Below are 18,915 nucleotides of genomic sequence, written 5' to 3'. Positions count from 1 at the left end.
GTTGTTACCTTTGCGGTTTGCCGGAAATGCTGCGGGCGATGAAACGGAGATTTTCAATGTAATTGTCGCTTAGAGGATCCAGTTCCATGACGTCAGCGTTTAGTTCATTGGCGACGAGGCGAGCGCCTTTGCTCAAGTGCTGTTCCTGAATGAAGATGCGATCTGTCTTGAGTTGCCGTCCCATTTCAAGCAGTTTAGTGAGTTGCTGGGGGGAAGGTTCTTTCCCCTCAAATTCGATTGAAAGTTGTTTGAAATTGTAATCTCGTCCCATGTAGCCAAGGGCGGGGTGAGAGACTAGGATTGTTTTTCCTCTAAGGGGAAGAAGGATTTGTTCGAGTTCCAGATCGAGATCGTCGAGCTCTTTTTCAAATTTTTTTAAAGATTGATGATATTGATCTTTGTTTTCCGGATAAAGCTTAACCAGAGTTTTGTAGATCGTTTGCGCCTGTTTTTTCCCTTCCCTTGGCGAAAGCCAGATATGGGGATCGATGCAATCTTCATGATGGCATCCATGTCCGTGCCCTTCGTGGGTATGGATTCCGTTGACCCCTTCACGCAGGTCAACGACGATCATCTGGTTGTTGTGGCTGAGCATCGCTTGCTTGGCGCGTTTTTCAAAGGATTCTCCAATTCTGAACCAGGCATCGGCCTTGCTTGCTTTTAAAATAGAGCGGGAAGAGGGTTCGTAAGAGTGGGGGCTGCTGCCGGTTGGGACCATTTGCTGGACTGTGACAGTGTCGCCGGCAATTCTTTCAACAAAAAATTTGTATGGAGCGATACTGACGAGAATGGTACGCGATGATCCTTCATCTTTTTTTGAGAGCGAGCAGCTGAAGCAGAGGATCAGGATAAAGGGGATCAGGATTTTGGATTTGAAAGTATTCATGATAGGTGGTATTCTATCACATTCAGTTTGAAAAATCAATGCTTGCATATAAGCATTTCTTAGAATAAGCTATTTGTTGTTCTTTCGGAGGAGTGTCCGAGCGGCCGAAGGAGCACGCTTGGAAAGCGTGTGTGCGCTAACCCCGTACCGAGGGTTCGAATCCCTCCTCCTCCGTACTTAACATGATCTGGCACTGCTGTTGGCCTGTTAAATGGCTCAAGCAGTGTTATGATCGTCTTTTTATCCTTCGTCTTCATTATATTTTTCTCTGTTGAAACATTATGAGGTCTTTGTGTTTTTTTTCTTATAATATCGCATCAATTTTTGACGTCATCGTCAGTCTTTGGTTTTGAGTCATTTTTGCATCTATTAACATATTTAGGATGAAATACTTAAGTTTGTTATTCTCCTGATTCAAATTCAAGGCGGTTCTTTGTCAAAACTCCGATTCTTGAAGTTGATTCGGTATAAAATTCCGGTTCTTGATATATTGGCAAATAAAAAAAGATGGGGAGAATTAAGAGCTATGACGATATCAGCAAGAATCAAACAATACCTTGATGAAAACAGCATTGACTACCAGACCGCAGAACACCCTCTCGCCTATACAGCAGCCGAAGTAGCTGAAAGTCAGCATATTCGTGGAAAACAAATGATTAAATCCGTGATTGTCAAATCCGATGAGACGTTTATTATGTGCGTCCTTCCAGCTATACACATGATTGATTTTGAGAAATTGCAAAACGTTCTGGAAAAAGAAAACCTTAGACTTGCCGAAGAAGAGGAGCTGTACAAGTTGTTTCCCGAGTATGAAATTGGCGCAGAACCTCCTTTCGGCCATCTTTACGGACTCAAAGTCTATGCGGATAAAATACTGGAAAATGAAGAGGAAATCGTTTTCAACGCAGGAACGCATAAAGATGTGGTCAAATTGAAATTCAGAGACTACAAACGGCTTTCCGATCCAATCATCGCAGATATAGGAACTCACATATGATTTGCACTGCCAGCGCACATAAGCATCAAGAAATCATTGCATTTCTCAAGTCTCTTCGGGAAGAGATCATCCAGGAATTCGAATCTCTTGAGACGGCAGACCGCTTTAAAAGAACTTTCTGGAATTACGACAAAGGATCAGGTGGCGGCGAAATGTCAGTTCTGCGAGGAGAGGTTTTCGAAAAAGCAGCAGTTAATTGGTCTGGCGTCTCTGGAGAAAACTTCCCCATGGAAGACAGCGCAGGCCCTTTTTTCGCAACAGGTGTGAGTCTAATCACACATATGAGCAATCCTCATGCACCTACTGTGCACATGAACATCCGCTATATTGAAACAGAACAGGGTTCTTGGTTTGGAGGAGGATACGACCTAACTCCTATGGGATTTCCCTATGAAGAAGATACAAGGCATTTCCATTCTGTTGCTCAAAATGCATTAACCCCTTTTGGCAAAGAACTCTATCCTCAATTTATGCAGCAAGCAAAAGAGTACTTCTACATTCCTCATAGGCAAAAAGAGCGAGGTGTAGGAGGAATCTTCTTCGATCACTTTAACTCGGGCGATCCACACAAAGATTTGCAGATGTGGAAAACGATTGGATCTACTTTCATAGACTCTATCATGCCCATCTATCACCGGCGATGTTCGATTCCTTACAGCCAGGAGGAAAAAGAAACGCAGCTTAAACTGCGCGCCCACTACGTTGAATTTAATCTGGTCTACGACAGAGGAACCAAGTTCGGATTTCATTCTGGCGGCAACCCTGAGGCGATTTTGTGCTCAATGCCTCCCGTTGCTAAATGGTAGAGACGCTTGGAAAATTCCAGTAGCGTCTCGTTAGTCCTCATTAAATTGGAGGTTATCAATGTCCCTTGAAACGAAAAATGGATTTGTAGATTCCATTGGCTTCTTTTGGCGTTATTCTGTCCTGGGACAGGTAGATGGCATCAAAAGCAAACTCGATCCTATTTCTGTATTGGCAGTTTTGGCTCTTCTAAATTACAAGAAAATCGGAACTCTTATTGGTTTTAAAGGCTATCTAATGACAACTGAAGCTCCTTCCAGCGTCCAAGGAGTCGTGCGATGCATTTTCGGAGAAAGCCGAGAAGATTTAGCAGTCATTCCCACTGCTATTGAAAAAGCCGCAACTTGGTTCCATCCGGAAATAGGAGAGGACAACGACTACAGGGAACTGTTTATGGCCGCACACAAAGGTTTGGGAAAACTGCAGCAAACCTACCGTGAGAAGCAATCCAATGTCACGCCTGCGGCGATTTCAGACTGGATGAAATCGATCCTCCTTTATGCCCAGCAAAAAGAACAGGCTCCAGATGAACCAGAGCTGAATCAAACAGCGCAAAAGGTGCACGATCTTTGGACGCTCACTGAAATCCGTCAAGTCAACTCCTTAATTGCTCAGATGGATGAAAGACAGGGGGATGTTTCTCCAGATATCGAAGTTAAATGCGCTGATAAAATCGAAATATTAGAACTCTATCTGAAACAAAAAGCTGTCGAATTGGGATCCATTTATGAAGGATGAATGCAAGGAGCCTCAAGCTCCTTCCAGTCCTAATGATGCCCAGCTACAAAAGCTCATGAATCGGCTGGAGCTCCAAATCGCTATGAAAGCCGGAGTTGCCGCATCCATTAGCCTCTACTTGGGCGTTGCCTTTGCTAAATGGCTCGGTCGACCCGACACGCTAATCAGCGGAACTTGGTGCGTTCTATCCACTTTTGTTGTGATGCAAGCACACTTAGGAGGAACTTACCGCGCGGCTTGGATCCGTTTTCTGGGAGTGCTGATCGGCTCCTTCACGGGAGGGCTGTTCACTAGCTTGTTTGGTTCTAATGCGATCACTTTAGGGATTAGTGTTGTCCTGACCGTTTTATCCTGCTCTTTGCTTCAAATTAAAGACAGTATTCGCATTGCCTGCATGTCTGTTTCGATTGTGATGATCCTCTGGGGAATGCAGCCTTCGATCAGTCCCTGGCAGTTCGGATGGTACCGCTTTCTCGACTCAACTCTTGGCATTCTCATTGCCGTCATCATCTCCCATACCCTTTGGCCGACTAAGGCCACGCAAAAACTGCGGCTGTCCGTGGCAAAAACGGTGCAAATGATCAATCGTCTTTTCCAAATGGAACTCTCATTGAAGCCTCCCTCTGGAAATTTTCAGACCATCCACAAACGGTTGACAAGAGAGATCGAACAATCCATTGCACAAGCGCAAGATTTTCTCGTCGATTCTGAACTTGAGGTCTTATCGCGTACGCGAAGAATCGAGGAGTGGTCCAGTCTTCTCGACCGTTTAAGCATCATCTTCGATGCAACAAAAGAGCTGAACACCTTCCACACTTGCAGTTTGGAGCGGATCCTCGATGAACACTTGCGATCAAAGCTTGAGGAAACAATGAATAAGGCTGTTAAAAGCATGAATCTGCTCATCCAACGGCTAAAAAGAGAATATGCAGAAGAACCTTCTCAAGAACTCAGAGAAGCTGTGGAGGAACTAAACAAAGAACTCGCCCGGTTCCGTACAACAAAGGCCACAAGGAAATTCGAACGAAATGAAGTAGAAAAATTTTTTGTTTTTTTCTACAACTTGCGCCTTGTTATTGAAGAGTTGATCAAAATGGAAGAAAAAGTCTACAGCTTACTGGCCTGATACAGGGTAACCTTCTTGAATCCACGCCTGCATTCCTCCAAAAACGTTGGAAATCTTATCGTATCCCGACCTTTTCAAAAGAGACGCAATAATTGATGCGCGAAACCCGCTGCCGCAAATCACTGCAACTTGCCGGTCTTTGGGAATTTCATTTATTCTTTCAGCTATCTGGCCTCCCTCAATGAAATGTGCGCTCTGAATATGTCCGCGATCCCATTCACTTTTTGTACGTATGTCCACAACAAATGTATCGCCCAAATTCTTGATGAGATCTTGAACTGACAAAATATTCAGCTCAGAGAGTTTAGATCCGGATGTTTCCCACTCCCTGATTCCCCCCTTTAAAAATCCGAGAATGCAATCGTAGCCTATTCTCAAAAGTTGTGTGACAGCTGGCTCTAAATGCTCATCTTCTTCTAGGATAAGAACAACCGGAGTCGGATAGGGAAGGACCCATCCTGCCCAAGTACTCACTTGAGGGCTGATCGGAATATTGATAGAGCCAGGAATATGAGCACTTGAAAACGCCTCTTTGGAGCGCAAATCCAAAAACATTGCCCCTTCCGCTGATTTTTCCTTCACTTCTTTAACTGTTAGAGGTTTCAGATCCTTTGTTACCTTTTCCACAAATTCAGCCCCTTTGATATTCACCTTTTTCATTCGGGTAAAATAGTGAGGAGCCAACGGCATCTCATCTAGCAATGCATTGATCCACTCATTTTCCGGTTTTTCCTTAAGATAGAGATTATGGCTCCGCTCAATTCCCATAGAAGAGTAAGGAGCTGAACCGAGTGCTTTCCCGCAAAGCGAACCTGCTCCATGCGCCGGCCTCACTTCGACAAAATCGGAAAATTGGCTCAGTTTCTTGAAAACACTGTCATAAAGTTGGTGGGAAAGTCGATCCATTTCCTCCTTGCCAAGAAGATCCGGCCTGCCAACGGCTCCTACAAAAAGCAAATCTCCCGTGAAAAGCTTGATCTCTTCGCCGTCTTCGGATAAAAGCCAGGAAATATGCTCGGGCGTGTGGCCGGGAGTATGAATGGCCTTAAGGACAAGGTTGCCCATCGCAATTTCATCTCCATCTTTAACTACGCAGTCTGCATAAGAAGGCGTCCACGCTTCTCCTCCCAATCCAGAACAATAAATTTGCGCTTTCCCCTTAGAAGCTTTCTTGAGCTCTTTGGATCCACTCACAAAGTCCGCATGCACATGCGTTTCCAGGATATAGCAAATTTCCAGTCCATTTTCCTTCGTCAATTGAAGATATTCTTCAACATCCCTTACAGGATCGATCACTGCGCATTCTCCTGAAGACTCATTGCCAATAAGATAAGAATGGATAGCAAGTCCTGGTATCGTCCGGCGGTGAAAAAACATCAAAAAAATTCCGTTTTTTTTAGATTTGTTTATATCAGATTTCCCTTTTCATTAGAAGGATGCCGAGCGTGCAGAAAGATCTTGCTGTCAAAACGTTTTGGAATTATGAATGGGAAGAACTACCAGGAGGATACCATGATCCGCGCCGCACTGTTTACAGCATTTTTTTCATCCGCACTTTTTTCTTTGCAGGCAGATGACAACTTCTGCCGCAAATGCCAAGTTTTGCGTGAATATCACGAAAAAAATCCTTCAAAGTACAAATATTACGACGACTACCTCAAAGATCTTGAAGAAAAAGGAGAAGACGCTGTCTCCCCCCGTCTTGAAGAGATGCCTGAGGAAGTGCGAAGGATCGTGGACCCCGACAAAAAATCTGATTGACTCTTGGAAACAGAATTGGGTAAAATTTTGTCTATCCTTCTTAAGACAGGAGTCTAATTATGACAATACAAGCGATTTCCATTAGCTCTCATCAAACAGAGCAGACATCAAGTTTTTCTACGGCTCTGTTTCAAATCCTTGGAGGGTCTTTGTTGATTGCGTTATGCGCGCAAATCAAGATTCCTCTCTTTTTTCCCCTATTCCTCTTAGTTTGCAAACATTGGCGGTGATGCTGGTTGCAGGTTTTCTTGGCCGCCGCAAAGGTTTTTTTGCTGTTGCATCCTATCTTGGCCTGCTTTGCTATGGGCTTCCGGTAGCGGCCGGCGGAGTTTCTGCTCCATTGGCGTTAATCGGAGCCAGCGGAGGATATTTAATCGGATTTGCCGTGCAGGCGTATTTAGTCGGGTTATGTGCAGAAAATAGGAGCCGCATGACCTCTTTGGCTCTGATGGGAGCTCTCGTTTTGATCTCCTTTCTACAACTTGGATTAGGGACTCTTTGGCTAGGAGCTTTCATCGGCATGAACAGTGCCTTTTTAGTTGGCCTGCTGCCGTTCATCCCAGGAGAAATCTTGAAAGCGACCGCAGCAACAATTTTCATTTCCAAACGGCAATCATAAGAGAACTCAATACTGAAGTGAACTCGGAGCCAACGCTAGAGCAGCAATCTAAACAGAAGTTAAAAGCTATCAAGAGCGTCCAAAATCAGTTTTCGAATTCACTTCAGCCCATGGCCATTTTGGTTTACGCAGATGAAGGAGCAGGACCTCGGTCAGTCCGCCTTCTTATTAAGGCCCTAAAATCTCTAAAACTCCACGAAAAATACAAACTTCAAAGAGTCAACCGAAAGGCGCTAGCTGCAAGCGGTTGGGAAAAAGACGCCAGTCTGTTAATCTTCCCTGGAGGCCGCGACACTCCCTACCATCAATCACTTAAAGGGAAACCCAACGAAAATATCCGCCGCTATGTTGAAGAAGGGGGCGCTTATCTTGGGATTTGCGCAGGAGGATACTATGGCAGTGCCGAAGTGGAATTTGAGAAGGGGCACCCGCTTGAGGTGGTTGGAAAAAGAGAGCTGGGTTTTTTCCCCGGCATTGCGCGCGGATCCGCTTTTGGACCGAATCTGTTCAAGTATGAAGATGAAAGCGGAAGTCAAGCTGCGCACATCCATTGGATGGAAAACAGCTTGCTTCCCATCTATTTCAATGGGGGGTGCGCTTTTGTTGATGCCGCCGCCTACACCAATACCCGCGTTTTAGCAACCTACGCGGAACTGCCCGGCAATCCGGCAGCTGTAGTCGAGTGTTCTATAGGCAAAGGAAAGGCGATCCTTTCCGGCGTGCATCCTGAATACGCCTATCCTCACATTGAACACATTCCGACAATTCCTTCCTTGGTTCTCAGCACCCTTAAAAATCATGAACCTCAAAGAGAGCAATTCTTTCGCTCCCTTCTTGAAACCATTTTGGCATCGCGTGACAACTTATCTTAATCAAGCCACACACATTGCACAAGAGGCAGGAGAGATCCTCAGAAAATACTGGGGAAGGCTCGCTCATGTCCAAGAGAAAAAATACAGCTGGGATCTTGTTACAGAAGCTGACAAGGAGTCAGAGGCATTAATACTGGGAAAACTCAAAGAAAACTTTCCTGAGCACTCCATCCTCTCTGAAGAATCTGGCAGCCATATGATTGAGGAAAGCCCCTTTTGCTGGGTAGTCGATCCTCTTGACGGCACAACAAATTACACACATCAATACCCATTTGTCTCAATTTCTATTGCGCTTCTTGCAGCTGGCGAACCCATCGTTGGGGTTGTCTACAATCCCATCATGAATGAACTGTTTCAGGGAGAAAAAGGAAAAGGATCTTGGATCAATGGATCTCCTTTGCGAGTCTCCAGCGTCAATTCGCTTGGAAAAAGCCTGCTTTCTACAGGTTTCGCTTACGATCGCCGCACAAACCCGGATAACAACTATGCCGAATTCTGCCGAATGACCCATATCAGTCAAGGGGTCAGGCGCGGAGGTTCGGCAGCCATAGATTTAGCGTATGTGGCGGCAGGGCGTTTGGACGGCTATTGGGAACGGGGGTTGAATGCCTGGGATATCTCCGCAGGAGTCCTTCTCATCAAGGAAGCTGGAGGGATCGTAACAGCTTATGACGGCGCTCCTGTCGATATCCACTCAGGACGTCTCGTTGCTTCCAACGGTCAAATCCACCAAGCGTTATTAAGCGAACTGCGCTCTTAAGAAGGTGTTGGCCCCCGCAAAGCAGCAGGGGCCCAACAACTTTATTTACCGTATCCATTATTCTCATCATCAGATGACGAGCCAATCGTCGTATCCACAGGCTTCATCGGGTCGACAACTTCGATGATTTCCGATGGAGGCAGCAACGTAAAAGGAGCATACTCCGGAGGGCGAGGGATCGAATTCTTCACTAACGCGTGGTCAAGGATATCATGGATTGTATCAACCATGACAACCTGAAAAGAATCATCGATCAATTCCGGATATTTTTTCTTGATTTTCTCCAAATCTTTCGCATTGTCCCGCGGGCACAAAGCCAGTTTCACTCCTGACCGTTTTGCACCGTGCAATTTTGCAGCTAAGCCTCCGATCTTCGAGATCCTCCCAATCAGGTCGATCTCTCCGGTCATCGCCACATCGTTGCGTATGGGAATTCCGGTCAGAAAAGAGACAATCGCTGTTGTGATCGCACCGCCTGCCGACGGACCATCTTTTGGCGTTGCTCCTTCCGGTGCATGGATGTGCAAGCCTTCGACCGGCCCTTTCATCACGCGTTTACGCACTTCCTCTGGGACTAAATTCCAGGCAACAGAACGGGCAACTGTCATGCTTTCCTTCATGACATCTCCCTGACTTCCTGTTAGGGTAAGTTCCAGACGCTCTCTTGCTAAAGTCTTATAGACCTGAACAATCGTCAAACCGCCAATACCTGCTGTCGTCGCATAAAGGCCGTTGACCATGCCTACCATAGGACCCTTAGCAATTTTCTTAAATTCAATTTTCGGCTCATCGCGGAAGTGAATGATCGTTTCCCGATCAATTTTATACGGGAACTCGACCGACTCCGGTTCGATTAGTCTCTGTTTATTGATCGCACGCACAATCGCAAAAAGGTTTTCCTTGAGTTTGCGAGCTCCTGCCTCAAACGTGTACTGTTCAACAAGGAACTTGATCTCTTCATCATCAATCTCAATTTCCTCTTCCTTAAATCCACATGAGTCGAGAATATTCTTCAAAAGGTGACGTCTGGTAATCACGATTTTATCCTTTAAGGACAAAGGATCTGTTTTGATCACTTTCAGACGGTCCTTAAAAATTGGATCCAGTTTGCTAGGATCATTATAGGAAAAGATAAACAAAGCCCGGGACAAATCAAATTTCACACCGGAAAAATACCTGTCCTGGAATTCTTTATTCTGAGAAAAATCAGTCAAAGCAGTTAACGCTCCGATCAGCTCGCGCCCTTTATCCGTTTGACTAACCTTGTCCACTTCATCGATGTAGATCACCGGATCCATGCATTTTGCTTCCTTTAGGATCTCCACAATGCGGCCGCAATCGGAACCGACGTATGTGAAACCATGTCCTACGAGAAATGAAGAGTCGGTCTGCCCCCCCATTGAGATGAATGCAAACGGTCTACCAAGTGCTTTTGCAATCCCTTCACGGGCAAAAGTTGTCTTTCCGTTTCCGGGAGGACCTTCAAGAGCGATGCATTCCCCTTTAGATTTTCCATTGGAAATACGTTGGGCAATCCACTCTAAGACAGCTTCTTTGGCTTTCTCATGCCCATGAACAGCAATATCCAGATCAGAAGACACTCTATCGAGATAATTTCTAATCTCTGTAGAAGAGGAATCCTTTGTAACAGGCTCGGATGTGTAGACGCCAAAAGGCACCTCTAAAAGCCCATCGAGATATTTTTGCGCTTTATCGGACTCGGAGCTATTCTTTTTAATAGCTGTCAACTTGTCCAATGCTTTGCGCTTTACATCATCGCCCATACTTGAATGAGCAATACGGGTTTCGTATGGCACATCCTCCACTTTCAACTGGCGCAGTTTCTCTCGAGTAGACTCCAACTCTTCAATCGCTAGATCAAGCTTGCGAAGCAATGAAAAATGCAAAGTATTCCTCAATGTTTCTACGTAAAAAGGAACTTCTTTCAACACCATTTCGTATAAAAAAATCGCCATACGAGGCTCTTTCTGCAACAATAGCAGTCCAAACAACTTGATCTGCCGATCAAAGTCCGCTTTGTTGAACTTCTCAAGAAATGAAGGCAGGATTTTCCCTTCCATCCCTTCGATCAGTTGAAAATCTTTTTCCATCTCTTCGACAACTTCGCTTGCAGATTTTAGAACAAGATCACGTACAGAGTACTGTTTGAGATATTCTTCTCTAAATTCTTCGGGTATTGTCTCATTTTCTTCCAACTCTAATTCGATCAAGCGCCGCTTTCTGCCAACAAGCTCGGTTTGTTCAGAAATCTCTACAGGATCGTTATCGAAAAAACCTTTCATCACAATCACTTGACGCGTGCCATCATCGTGAGTAACGGGGATATTGATCTCTCCGCCATGCACATGATCCATTCCCACCTTCGGTTCGAAAAACCGGAAAGAGCGGAAAAAGGGGAGGTTTTTCTTCAGCTGTCGATGGCCTTGAAACACTTCGAGTCCATCATCAGTTGCCAGGAAAACTCCCTTCGAACCATCGTCTTCAGATTTTTTTACTGTTGCAATTTTATAAGCAGTAGGAGTAAAAATTAATTGCATTTCTTCTAAAATTTTTATGGCTTCAGAAGAGAAATGCGTTTTCCAATCATCTCCCATAATCACGGAAAGCCCTTTTTTTAGATTATGGAAACCAACCCTCTCACATACATCATTCAGGCGGGTATGACAGCTCTCCAATCTCCCCCCCAAACTTTCTCTAAATTCCTTCACTGCATCAAAATCTTTAGCGTTCACTTTCTGAGAGGATTCATTCAGATCTTTTGTAAACGCGCTTACTGCATCTCGAATTTTCTGAATTTCATCAAGTTCCTGTATTTGCTCTTTCTGCCCGATTACGTTACGCCTCCAACTTTCTTGAATTCGTTTCGTAACCTGTATAAGATGTTTGACGAGAGTTCCTGATTGCCCTTTGAAATAGCGGACAACATGGTCAAACTGCATCTGTGAATAGGACTGGCGCGTTTGATAGCCTCTGAACGCATTTTGAATGGTTGTTGCCGCAAGCACAACCGGGTCTAATAATTTAATATCGTCAGTTTCTCCAGATCCTCCAAATGAAGGTGTGGATGTACCGCCGTCAGTGATATTGTTTTGTGAGAATGGAAAGCTCATAGCTACCTCCTTCTTGCTTCTCAAGGCAGAAGGGAAAAATTTCCTTTCTGCCTGACATTCGAGAGAAAAATGTGTCTAGCAAGCAACATAAATTGCTTGCCTTTGATCACTTGCTAAGCAACATAAGACTTGTTTTGATAAGCGTGGTTGGTTGATAAGACACATACAGCCCTCAATGCCTATCTCAAACCCACCTGTAATTGTTTTTTTCAATTAAGATCAAGCATCTTTTTTTAAGAAATTATTAAGTTTCGCTATGCCAATACTTTATGTTTTTATATTTGCCTGACCTGTCGGCATCAATTACTGCCAGGTATCGTATACTGAAATGAATTCAAAATTTTGAATTCATTTCAGTATACAGCTGATCGATGAGCTCCAACAAGCTGACATGTGCGCTGCTCGCTTCTCTTTTTCCTGGAGCTCCGATTCTTGAAGTTGATTCGGTATAAATTTAATTATTTTTTTTAATTCATTTTAATTTTTATTTATGTTAACATTATTTTATTTTTCTTTTAAAAAAGATTGTAAAAATGTCTTGTGGCTTAATTAAATATTCTTGTATCAGTTCAATTAATTGTTTTTCGTTTTCCTCCGAAAAGGAATGGATGCCGAAAGTTGTTGATTCTTTGATTGAAGGAATTAGGGAGAGGGCGTTGGGGATGGTTTTTCAGCCAACTTCATCGGGAGTCTCGGGATTTACTTTTATCTGCAGAATTCCTAATAGACAGCTTTCTCTTCATTTAGATTCTAGTGATTCTTTTAGCTTTATTTCTAAGTGGGTGTCGAAAGGCTATGCAAAAAGCGAACAGGTTTTTTCAAAAATTTTTCGCCAATGCAAAGTCTCAGCTCCTGAAATTCGGCTAGATGAAGAATGTCTGGAAGAAAAGGATTTGTTACAGAAATTCCATCGGTTAGCTCAGTCAAAAAAGCCTGCAATGGGCGGAGCCGAGATGTATGATTTAATGTTTATGAATTGTTTTGATGCGATGACATTAGATTCTTTTATTCGAGAAGGACATTTAAAACGTTTGTCAGAAAAAGATCAGGAAACCTTTTTCCAAAAAATAGGCCAAGGAGTCATCCTTGATTTGATGATTGCTAACGATGATCGAATTCTCAGTTATGATTATGAGTCTCAAGATTTTTTAAATACACTTTCTCCTAAATTTAACTTTGGGAATATTATGGTGGAATATCCATTTATGGATAATGAACAGAGTCGGTTTTTGAAAGAAGTTCACTTTATTGATAATAATAGTTCTGTTTACCTTATGGATAAAAAAATTATCGATCATTCCGATATTGTTGAAATAGGCAGCCTTTTTGGCGTGGAGGAAGGCGATAATGGCAGTGGAGCCTTAAGCAGCGGAATAGAAAAAGCAACAGATAGTGAAAAGGATGAATTTTCTCCCGATGATCATTCAGAGAAATTTTCCGAAGCGTTTAAGCATTTAACTGCAAACAGAGAAGTTTTAGCATCCTATGTATGTCAGATATTTTTAAATGAAGAGCAGGAATTGTCCTCAAATAAAGTATTGATAAAATCAGCCTTGTGCCAAGGAATGGAAGAGATCATTCGGATCATCGAAACTCAAGAAATTCCGGATGATGAAGAAACGTCTTCTCCGTATTTAAGCAGATCTATGGAGCTAATTAGAAGGAACATTCAATTTTTGAAGGAGATTCAGTATGTCAATGAACGCTAATGTCGGGTGCATTGCTGGAAGTGGAAGTTGCGTGGTGCCGATTTATGAGGTGAGCAGCGATATCGATGATCAGCAAAAAATGATTTATTCAAGGATTCGAAAGCTTATCTCTAATTCAGGGGAAGATTCCTTGCATGAGCTGGCGGACTTGGTAGAAGCAAATAAGGAGAAAATTTCGAAACCTTATTGCCATTTGATTAATTCAATTATTCTTTTAGGGGAAGTGATTTATAAACAGATTCCTGAAGAATTTAACCAAACTGACTTGCAGACCACTTACTTCACTCTTCAGTATTTGCTTTTGAAGAAATTGCCTGAATAGTTGGAATCTTGAACCTGTCCGTATATTGCTATTTGTGCAGATTTTTTCGATCGCTTTGCAAGAAGCGATCGGAAAACAGAGCCAAAAAGAAGGAAAAGATGTCAAATTTTGAATATACGGATAGGTTCTTGAATCATGTTCGGTATAAGTAGATTTTTGTGCGATAAAGATCGTCCAAAACATACGTTTTCATCGGAATCCATCCAGGGATGGCGAAGGTATTGCTGATGACAGTTGTTCCTGGATGCAGCTCTTTTTGAAACTTGTCCCTTAACTTCTCCATTGCGCCTGGATATAAATAACAGACGATAAGAGAAGCATCCGCTAAGGAGTGGTTGAAAAAATTTTTTCTTAAAAGGATCAAATTAGGTTTTTTTAAAAAAAGAGATAGAATTTTTGAAAATAAATAGGGAATTGGGGAGCTCTCAATTCCAATCACCGGGTTATTGGGATACCTCTCGCACAACGGAAAGAGAAGATGACCCCATCCAGAGCCGAGTTCATAAACTGTGCCTTCAATCTCCGGAAGAAGAAAAACGATAGCATTCGTCGCTTTGGATGAAGAAGGCATGGGTGAAATCCCGTTTTTCATTGTCCAGACGACAACAAGGCTTAAGATAAAGATAAGCAAAAATAAGAAAATCATAGACTATCGGCGTGCATCTCGATATATGAGATATCAGAAATATTTATTTTTGGGGATGCTGAATGGTAAAATCGGAAGCGTACAATGATCAAATCGTTAAAAAAATTGAAGGGATCATTCAAGATTGCGGAGGGAAAGAGGGAACTTTTGAGTCTGAGTTGATCAAGCAGCAAATTCAGACTTCTCTTAGGTTGATTGCTGAAGGACACGACACTGGCCAACTGAAACTTATCACGCGTGCTTTGAAAGAGCTCCGCTACGCCTATCGAATCTTTAATGAATATCCAGGTGCGCGCAGAATCAGCTTTTTTGGATCGGCACGTACCCAAGAAGATCACCCTGATTATCGAACGGCGGAACAATTCAGTATTGAGCTCGCGAAAAACCATTGGATGTGCATTACAGGTGCGGCTAACGGTATCATGAAAGCGGGAATGGCTGGACAGGAGGCTGCAGGTTCGTTCGGTTTATCGATCCGCTTACCTTTTGAAGTCCCCACAAATGCTTTTATTGAAGGGGATCCGAAGCTGATCCATTTCCGTTATTTTTTTACTCGCAAGCTGATGTTTATGAGCCACTCAGATGCCCTTGCAGTTTTTCCTGGGGGATATGGAACATTAGATGAGCTGTTTGAGATGCTGACGTTGATCCAGACGGGGAGAGGCAATATTATCCCGATCGTCTTGATGGAAGGACCTGAAGGAAACTATTGGAAGCATTGGCTGGACTACGTTGAAAAAAATCTTTATGAAGATGGGAAGATTTGTCCAGAAGATATGAGCTTATTTTATCTGGCTCCGACAGTGGAGGAGGGAGTGCAGCATATCACTCATTTTTATAGAGTGTACCACTCAAGCAGATACATTCGAGAGAAATACGTGATGAGAATCAATCAGGAATTAAACGATTCTCAGCTTGAAGAGTTGAACGAAAAATACCAAAGGTTGGTTGCATCTGGGAAAATTGAACAGACAGGCGCTTTTCCCGAGGAGGACGAGTATCTTGACAAACTGCGCATCTCTTTTCATCACACCCGCATGGATTTTGGGCTTCTACGTCAAATGATCGATACGATCAACAGTTTTTAAGCTGCGCTATTTTTGAGCTTTCTTCAAGAGCTGAACCAATTCTCCATAGCCTTCGAAAACAGCAGTTTGGCTGATGAAATAAGAAAGGTGCGCTTTAGGAGAGAGAGTGTCTGGCGCAATGAGGTAGGCGCGAGTTAAGAGCTGGAAATGAAGTTCTGCTCTTTTCTTCTGCTCGGAATCCGTTAATTTTTTTTCATTTGGCAGCTTTTTTAGCAGGAATAGAGTCGATTCTAGAGTGTTGTAGCATGTACATCGTTTTAATTGGAGCAAGAGTTGCTCCAATTTCTCTAAGTACCCTTTAGGTGAATGCAGGTCTATTGAGTGCTCGGCGCTGTGCGCCATCCAGGCAATCATCGCTTTTAGTAATTTGGGAGGATCAGCGGATTCAGCAAGAGCCTTGTAAATGGTTTCATAAAATTCAGATTTTTGCTTTTGACTGACAGAAGAGTGAAAAGAAGATAATAGGCCTTCTTTTTCGATTGCCTCAATAAAGAGAGGTGTAGAATCTGAATTGAACTCCATCTTGCTAATCCAAGAAGCGATCAATTTTCCACATGTTTTCAAATCGTGAGAAGAAAGGTAAGCCATTGAAGATTTCAAAATTTTAGCGGCAAGGATAAAATGATCGATGCCACCCTTTTTATAGAGTATGCGAAGAACTTTTTCAGTCATGCTGGCAAAGTGATCATCAAATAAATTCCACTCAATCGCATACATCAAAAAATTGCAGGCGATCTTGTTCTCACCAATTCCGATGCAGTGTTTGATCATTTCTCTAAGCGGAACAGACAGGGAAGAAGGCGTCTTAACGGCTTCTTTATGTTTTTTCAGAGTGTTTTCCAACTGACGAGCCAGTCGCGTCATGCTATCGTCTTTTTCAGCAGCGCTGGTCACTGCCGGAAGAAGATTAAAAATTTGGATGTAGATCTCAATCACATCGTTTGTCCATTGCGGCGTCTTCTTTGAAAGGATTCCTAGAATCTCAATTGTTTGACGCCATTGACAAGAGCTGAGAAGGGACTGTAAGAGTTTTTTTCCTTCGTCAAACTGGCTATTGCTTAACGTTTCGGCCTCGTAGACCTCTTCTTTCCAAAGATCGTAAGTCAGAAAACCGACAGTTTTATCGTTTAGAAAAGCGGTTTTTACGCAGTTTCTGATGATTTTGATTGAAGGATATTTTGTGCTTTTTAACAAAGGTTCAAGGGTCTTGGTTAGATTGGAAGGCAACGAGATTTGGCTTGAGGAAAGCGCTTCGAGCAATTGCAGGGATGCTTTTCTGTTCATTGGAGAGGAAAAACCGGCAATAAGAATTTTGGCAAGATGATTGCGATTGAATGGCAGCTCTTTTCCTTGAAAGCATGCCCAATGAAGAGCAAGATGGCATAGCAACGGATTTTCTGTCCTTGCTAATGAATCCAATGTTTCTGCAAGTGCGCTGCTGGAGAGAATAAAGTCTGCCTGGAGATCTTTGATGCGAGGCTTGCCTAGGGATTCGGTCAACTCCAGAAAAAGAGTGTAGCAGTTGGAAGAGAGCTGTCTGTCAGTCAGGTTCATGAGAGCGCCTTTGGGATCGAAAGGAAGAAGAATAAAAGCGCCGGTCTTTCCAAAGGATAGACGGAGGTGCAGCTCTTCTCCCGACCACGTTAATGTTGTCCGGTATCTATCTGAGTGCCTGAGTGCCGCTTGAATAGCGGCAATTTCCATGAACGATTGAATGATTGAGAAGGGATTTTTATTTCGGCAGCTTTTCAATAGGCTGACAAGTGTTGGATCAGTAATCGGGGACAATGTTTCCAGGTGGAAGATCAATTTCTTGAGACAGGTGTTTTTTTCCGACTCATTCAGGTCAGTTGAAACAAGCAATTGAAGAGCGATGGTAAAGAATGCATCTCCGTTGCTGATTTGAGAAGCGCGGCAAACCTGTATAAGGTCTTGGGCGCATTGCGCTCCTCGGTTGTCGCAAGGGAGGCGGTTGACGTAGTCTTGCTTGATTGCGTTTATTCCCTGTTGATCAGGTGCTCTCTTGCCATACGAGTATTGCAGAATGCAATCGATCCAGTTTTTAGGTTGCATGCAGCGTGTTAATTCGAGAACCAATCTATCCCAAGGATTGCTGTCTTGCACGAGTAGAGGCATGGAGTCGCTTTGATTCGCAAAATGATCTTGAAGATCCAGGGCAATTGCATTTTGAAGAGGATGTTTTTCAGTCGTTATTTTCAATATGACGCAGGTACCGTCTTCTTTTTTAAATTCTGCTGTTAAGGTATTCTTGGATATAGTGCTTTCGATATGGAATTGAACATTTAGGAAATGAGCCAGTTGGATGAGCTGTGTTGTGTTTTGCACAGTGATGAGGCATTCTGCAAAAAGGAGGGAGAGTTCGGGATCGTCTAAAAGATCTTTCTGCTCTAAAGGCAATGGAAGTCCCTGTCTGTTGAACAGATCGTGCAGATATCCTGCCTGGTTCAAGAGATGCAGGAGAAGAGGGCCTTGAAAAATCATGGATGTTTGTGGCAGTTTAAACTGATTGATCTCCTTGAAAAGCGATCGCAAAACCAGGAGCAATGGTTGATTTTCTTTTTCAACCGAATTGAAGAGGTCGATCACTGCTGATGGTGATGTAAAGGGAGGAAGCGAAGTTGATGGCAGCGGGCGATTTTTGAAGAAATTTAACAGGATATCGGAAGAGCTGAATGAGGGAAGCTGCTGGGAATCATCTTTCTGCAAAGGCTCTTCATAAGAAGAGCAGGAGATACTGCTTATGGATTCGCATATGGAGAAAAATGTAGATGTTAAGTAAGTTTTGTTGAGGTATTGATAAGGGTTCATTATTAAATAAGTTGGGTGTTTTTAGATTTTAGTATTGATTTTTTATCTTATCAAAAAAGTTTTTTTGTGAATATGATTTTTTATCGGAATAAGGAAAATGGCGAATGAAGTGCCCATACTGTGGACAGAAAGAGCTAAAAGTGATCGATTCCCGGGAATCCTTGGATATGAATGCAATTAGAAGGCGTAGAGAGTGCTTAGATTGCTTGCGTCGATTTACGACATTTGAGACAATAGAGCTATCCGTTCAGGTTTTGAAGCGGAATGGCATGTATGAGGATTTTCAGCAGCAGAAGCTGATCAACGGTCTTGATGCCGCTAGCAGGCATACAACCATCAGCCACGATCAGGTGATTGCCCTTGCGTCTCAAGTGACAGAAGAGCTGATGGCCAAGCAAGTACGTGAAGTCAGCACGACGGAACTAGGGGAAATCGTGATGAAAAAGCTGCAAGCTTTAGATCCCATTGCTTATATCCGTTTTGCCTGTGAATATCGGCGATTTAAAGATATTGACGAATTAATTGAAGAGATTCAGTCCATTGAGTTATACCGATCGTGATTTGGAAATTGGGAATTTGACAGGGAAGCGCCCAAAATTCGGTGTAATAAAGATAAATAAGGATCTG

The 18,915-nt window shown here is 43.2% G+C and carries 17 protein-coding genes and 1 tRNA gene; 13 read left to right on the top strand and 5 right to left on the bottom strand.

Annotated features, from left to right (window positions below; genetic code table 11):
* Positions 1-4: 4 nt before the first annotated feature.
* On the bottom strand, positions 5-886 hold the full coding sequence (locus WCW_RS08510; protein ID WP_162268159.1) for a metal ABC transporter solute-binding protein, Zn/Mn family: 882 nt from the start codon (positions 884-886) through the stop codon (positions 5-7).
* 86 nt (positions 887-972) lie between these two features.
* Between WCW_RS08510 and WCW_RS08505 the strand changes: the two genes are divergently transcribed.
* The 5 genes from WCW_RS08505 (at position 973) to WCW_RS08485 (ending at position 4,551) form a co-directional block, all read left to right on the top strand.
* Positions 973-1,060 (top strand) — tRNA-Ser (locus tag WCW_RS08505).
* Positions 1,061-1,412: 352 nt separating this feature from the next.
* Entirely contained in the window at positions 1,413-1,883 is a 471-nt protein-coding gene (locus tag WCW_RS08500; RefSeq protein ID WP_013182811.1) for an aminoacyl-tRNA deacylase, read from the top strand.
* Positions 1,880-2,689 (top strand): oxygen-dependent coproporphyrinogen oxidase, encoded by an 810-nt coding sequence (gene hemF / locus WCW_RS08495; protein ID WP_013182810.1) that lies wholly within the window; start codon positions 1,880-1,882, stop codon positions 2,687-2,689. Before WCW_RS08500 ends, hemF begins: the two co-directional genes overlap by 4 nt.
* 58 nt (positions 2,690-2,747) lie before the next feature.
* Positions 2,748-3,425 carry a hypothetical protein gene (locus WCW_RS08490; RefSeq protein ID WP_013182809.1) on the top strand — a complete coding sequence of 226 codons (678 nt, stop codon included), beginning with the start codon at positions 2,748-2,750 and terminating at the stop codon, positions 3,423-3,425.
* On the top strand, positions 3,415-4,551 hold the full coding sequence (locus WCW_RS08485) for an FUSC family protein (RefSeq protein WP_013182808.1): 1,137 nt from the start codon (positions 3,415-3,417) through the stop codon (positions 4,549-4,551). Before WCW_RS08490 ends, WCW_RS08485 begins: the two co-directional genes overlap by 11 nt.
* Here the strand turns inward: WCW_RS08485 and WCW_RS08480 are convergent.
* Positions 4,540-5,928 (bottom strand): MBL fold metallo-hydrolase, encoded by a 1,389-nt coding sequence (locus WCW_RS08480; protein WP_013182807.1) that lies wholly within the window; start codon positions 5,926-5,928, stop codon positions 4,540-4,542. The two genes, WCW_RS08485 and WCW_RS08480, sit on opposite strands and share 12 nt — an antisense overlap.
* Before the next feature lie 135 nt (positions 5,929-6,063).
* Between WCW_RS08480 and WCW_RS10180 the strand changes: the two genes are divergently transcribed.
* The 4 genes from WCW_RS10180 (at position 6,064) to WCW_RS08460 (ending at position 8,563) form a co-directional block, all read left to right on the top strand.
* A complete protein-coding gene (locus WCW_RS10180) occupies positions 6,064-6,312 on the top strand; it encodes a hypothetical protein (protein ID WP_013182806.1) in 249 nt (82 codons plus the stop codon).
* Positions 6,313-6,475: 163 nt separating this feature from the next.
* Positions 6,476-6,931: a biotin transporter BioY gene (locus WCW_RS08470; RefSeq protein ID WP_013182804.1), complete on the top strand. Its 456-nt coding sequence runs from the start codon at positions 6,476-6,478 to the stop codon at positions 6,929-6,931.
* Between the two features lie 17 nt (positions 6,932-6,948).
* Complete coding sequence (locus tag WCW_RS08465; protein WP_049767137.1) at positions 6,949-7,803, top strand: BPL-N domain-containing protein; 855 nt, start codon at positions 6,949-6,951, stop codon at positions 7,801-7,803.
* Complete coding sequence (locus tag WCW_RS08460) at positions 7,730-8,563, top strand: inositol monophosphatase family protein (protein ID WP_013182802.1); 834 nt, start codon at positions 7,730-7,732, stop codon at positions 8,561-8,563. Before WCW_RS08465 ends, WCW_RS08460 begins: the two co-directional genes overlap by 74 nt.
* A 41-nt stretch (positions 8,564-8,604) precedes the next feature.
* Here WCW_RS08460 and WCW_RS08455 read toward each other — a convergent pair whose 3' ends face one another.
* Entirely contained in the window at positions 8,605-11,694 is a 3,090-nt protein-coding gene (locus tag WCW_RS08455; RefSeq protein ID WP_013182801.1) for a S16 family serine protease, read from the bottom strand.
* A gap of 953 nt (positions 11,695-12,647) precedes the next feature.
* On the opposite strand from WCW_RS08455, the gene WCW_RS08450 reads away from it, so the two are divergent.
* Together WCW_RS08450 and WCW_RS08445 are read left to right on the top strand one after the other, a co-directional pair.
* Positions 12,648-13,403, top strand: coding sequence for a hypothetical protein (locus WCW_RS08450; RefSeq protein WP_143876375.1), 756 nt, complete (start codon positions 12,648-12,650; stop codon positions 13,401-13,403).
* The gene (locus WCW_RS08445) at positions 13,387-13,725 is read left to right on the top strand and encodes a hypothetical protein (protein WP_013182799.1); all 339 of its coding nucleotides are present in this window, start codon (positions 13,387-13,389) and stop codon (positions 13,723-13,725) included. The genes WCW_RS08450 and WCW_RS08445 overlap by 17 nt, the downstream gene beginning before the upstream one ends.
* Positions 13,726-13,858: 133 nt before the next feature.
* Here WCW_RS08445 and WCW_RS08440 read toward each other — a convergent pair whose 3' ends face one another.
* On the bottom strand, positions 13,859-14,371 hold the full coding sequence (locus WCW_RS08440; RefSeq protein WP_013182798.1) for a class I SAM-dependent methyltransferase: 513 nt from the start codon (positions 14,369-14,371) through the stop codon (positions 13,859-13,861).
* 62 nt (positions 14,372-14,433) lie between these two features.
* Here WCW_RS08440 and WCW_RS08435 point away from each other — a divergent pair, with 62 nt between their 5' ends.
* Positions 14,434-15,459, top strand: coding sequence for an LOG family protein (locus tag WCW_RS08435; RefSeq protein ID WP_013182797.1), 1,026 nt, complete (start codon positions 14,434-14,436; stop codon positions 15,457-15,459).
* 6 nt (positions 15,460-15,465) lie between these two features.
* Here WCW_RS08435 and WCW_RS08430 read toward each other — a convergent pair whose 3' ends face one another.
* On the bottom strand, positions 15,466-18,288 hold the full coding sequence (locus WCW_RS08430; RefSeq protein WP_013182796.1) for a hypothetical protein: 2,823 nt from the start codon (positions 18,286-18,288) through the stop codon (positions 15,466-15,468).
* Positions 18,289-18,392: 104 nt separating this feature from the next.
* Between WCW_RS08430 and nrdR the strand changes: the two genes are divergently transcribed.
* Positions 18,393-18,848, top strand: coding sequence for a transcriptional regulator NrdR (nrdR, locus tag WCW_RS08425; protein WP_013182794.1), 456 nt, complete (start codon positions 18,393-18,395; stop codon positions 18,846-18,848).
* Positions 18,849-18,915: the final 67 nt, after the last annotated feature.

This window comes from Waddlia chondrophila WSU 86-1044 (genome assembly GCF_000092785.1).
Taxonomy (GTDB): Bacteria; Chlamydiota; Chlamydiia; order Chlamydiales; family Waddliaceae; genus Waddlia; species Waddlia chondrophila.
Note: the sequence above shows the minus strand (reverse complement) of the source record. Positions and strands in the feature narration are given on the sequence as shown.

Bases quoted from the DNA above. Each gene is read 5' to 3' on its own strand.
- WCW_RS08435 (WP_013182797.1), top strand. From the start codon at position 14,434: ATGGTAAAATCGGAAGCGTACAATGATCAAATCGTTAAAAAAATTGAA.
- WCW_RS08430 (WP_013182796.1), bottom strand. From the start codon at position 18,288: ATGAACCCTTATCAATACCTCAACAAAACTTACTTAACATCTACATTT.
- WCW_RS08470 (WP_013182804.1), top strand. From the start codon at position 6,476: ATGCGCGCAAATCAAGATTCCTCTCTTTTTTCCCCTATTCCTCTTAGT.
- WCW_RS08445 (WP_013182799.1), top strand. From the start codon at position 13,387: ATGTCAATGAACGCTAATGTCGGGTGCATTGCTGGAAGTGGAAGTTGC.
- WCW_RS08480 (WP_013182807.1), bottom strand. From the start codon at position 5,928: ATGTTTTTTCACCGCCGGACGATACCAGGACTTGCTATCCATTCTTAT.
- hemF (WP_013182810.1), top strand. From the start codon at position 1,880: ATGATTTGCACTGCCAGCGCACATAAGCATCAAGAAATCATTGCATTT.
- WCW_RS10180 (WP_013182806.1), top strand. From the start codon at position 6,064: ATGATCCGCGCCGCACTGTTTACAGCATTTTTTTCATCCGCACTTTTT.
- WCW_RS08460 (WP_013182802.1), top strand. From the start codon at position 7,730: ATGAACCTCAAAGAGAGCAATTCTTTCGCTCCCTTCTTGAAACCATTT.
- WCW_RS08450 (WP_143876375.1), top strand. From the start codon at position 12,648: ATGTATGATTTAATGTTTATGAATTGTTTTGATGCGATGACATTAGAT.
- WCW_RS08485 (WP_013182808.1), top strand. From the start codon at position 3,415: ATGAAGGATGAATGCAAGGAGCCTCAAGCTCCTTCCAGTCCTAATGAT.
- WCW_RS08500 (WP_013182811.1), top strand. From the start codon at position 1,413: ATGACGATATCAGCAAGAATCAAACAATACCTTGATGAAAACAGCATT.
- nrdR (WP_013182794.1), top strand. From the start codon at position 18,393: ATGAAGTGCCCATACTGTGGACAGAAAGAGCTAAAAGTGATCGATTCC.
- WCW_RS08455 (WP_013182801.1), bottom strand. From the start codon at position 11,694: ATGAGCTTTCCATTCTCACAAAACAATATCACTGACGGCGGTACATCC.
- WCW_RS08490 (WP_013182809.1), top strand. From the start codon at position 2,748: ATGTCCCTTGAAACGAAAAATGGATTTGTAGATTCCATTGGCTTCTTT.
- WCW_RS08440 (WP_013182798.1), bottom strand. From the start codon at position 14,371: ATGATTTTCTTATTTTTGCTTATCTTTATCTTAAGCCTTGTTGTCGTC.
- WCW_RS08510 (WP_162268159.1), bottom strand. From the start codon at position 886: ATGAATACTTTCAAATCCAAAATCCTGATCCCCTTTATCCTGATCCTC.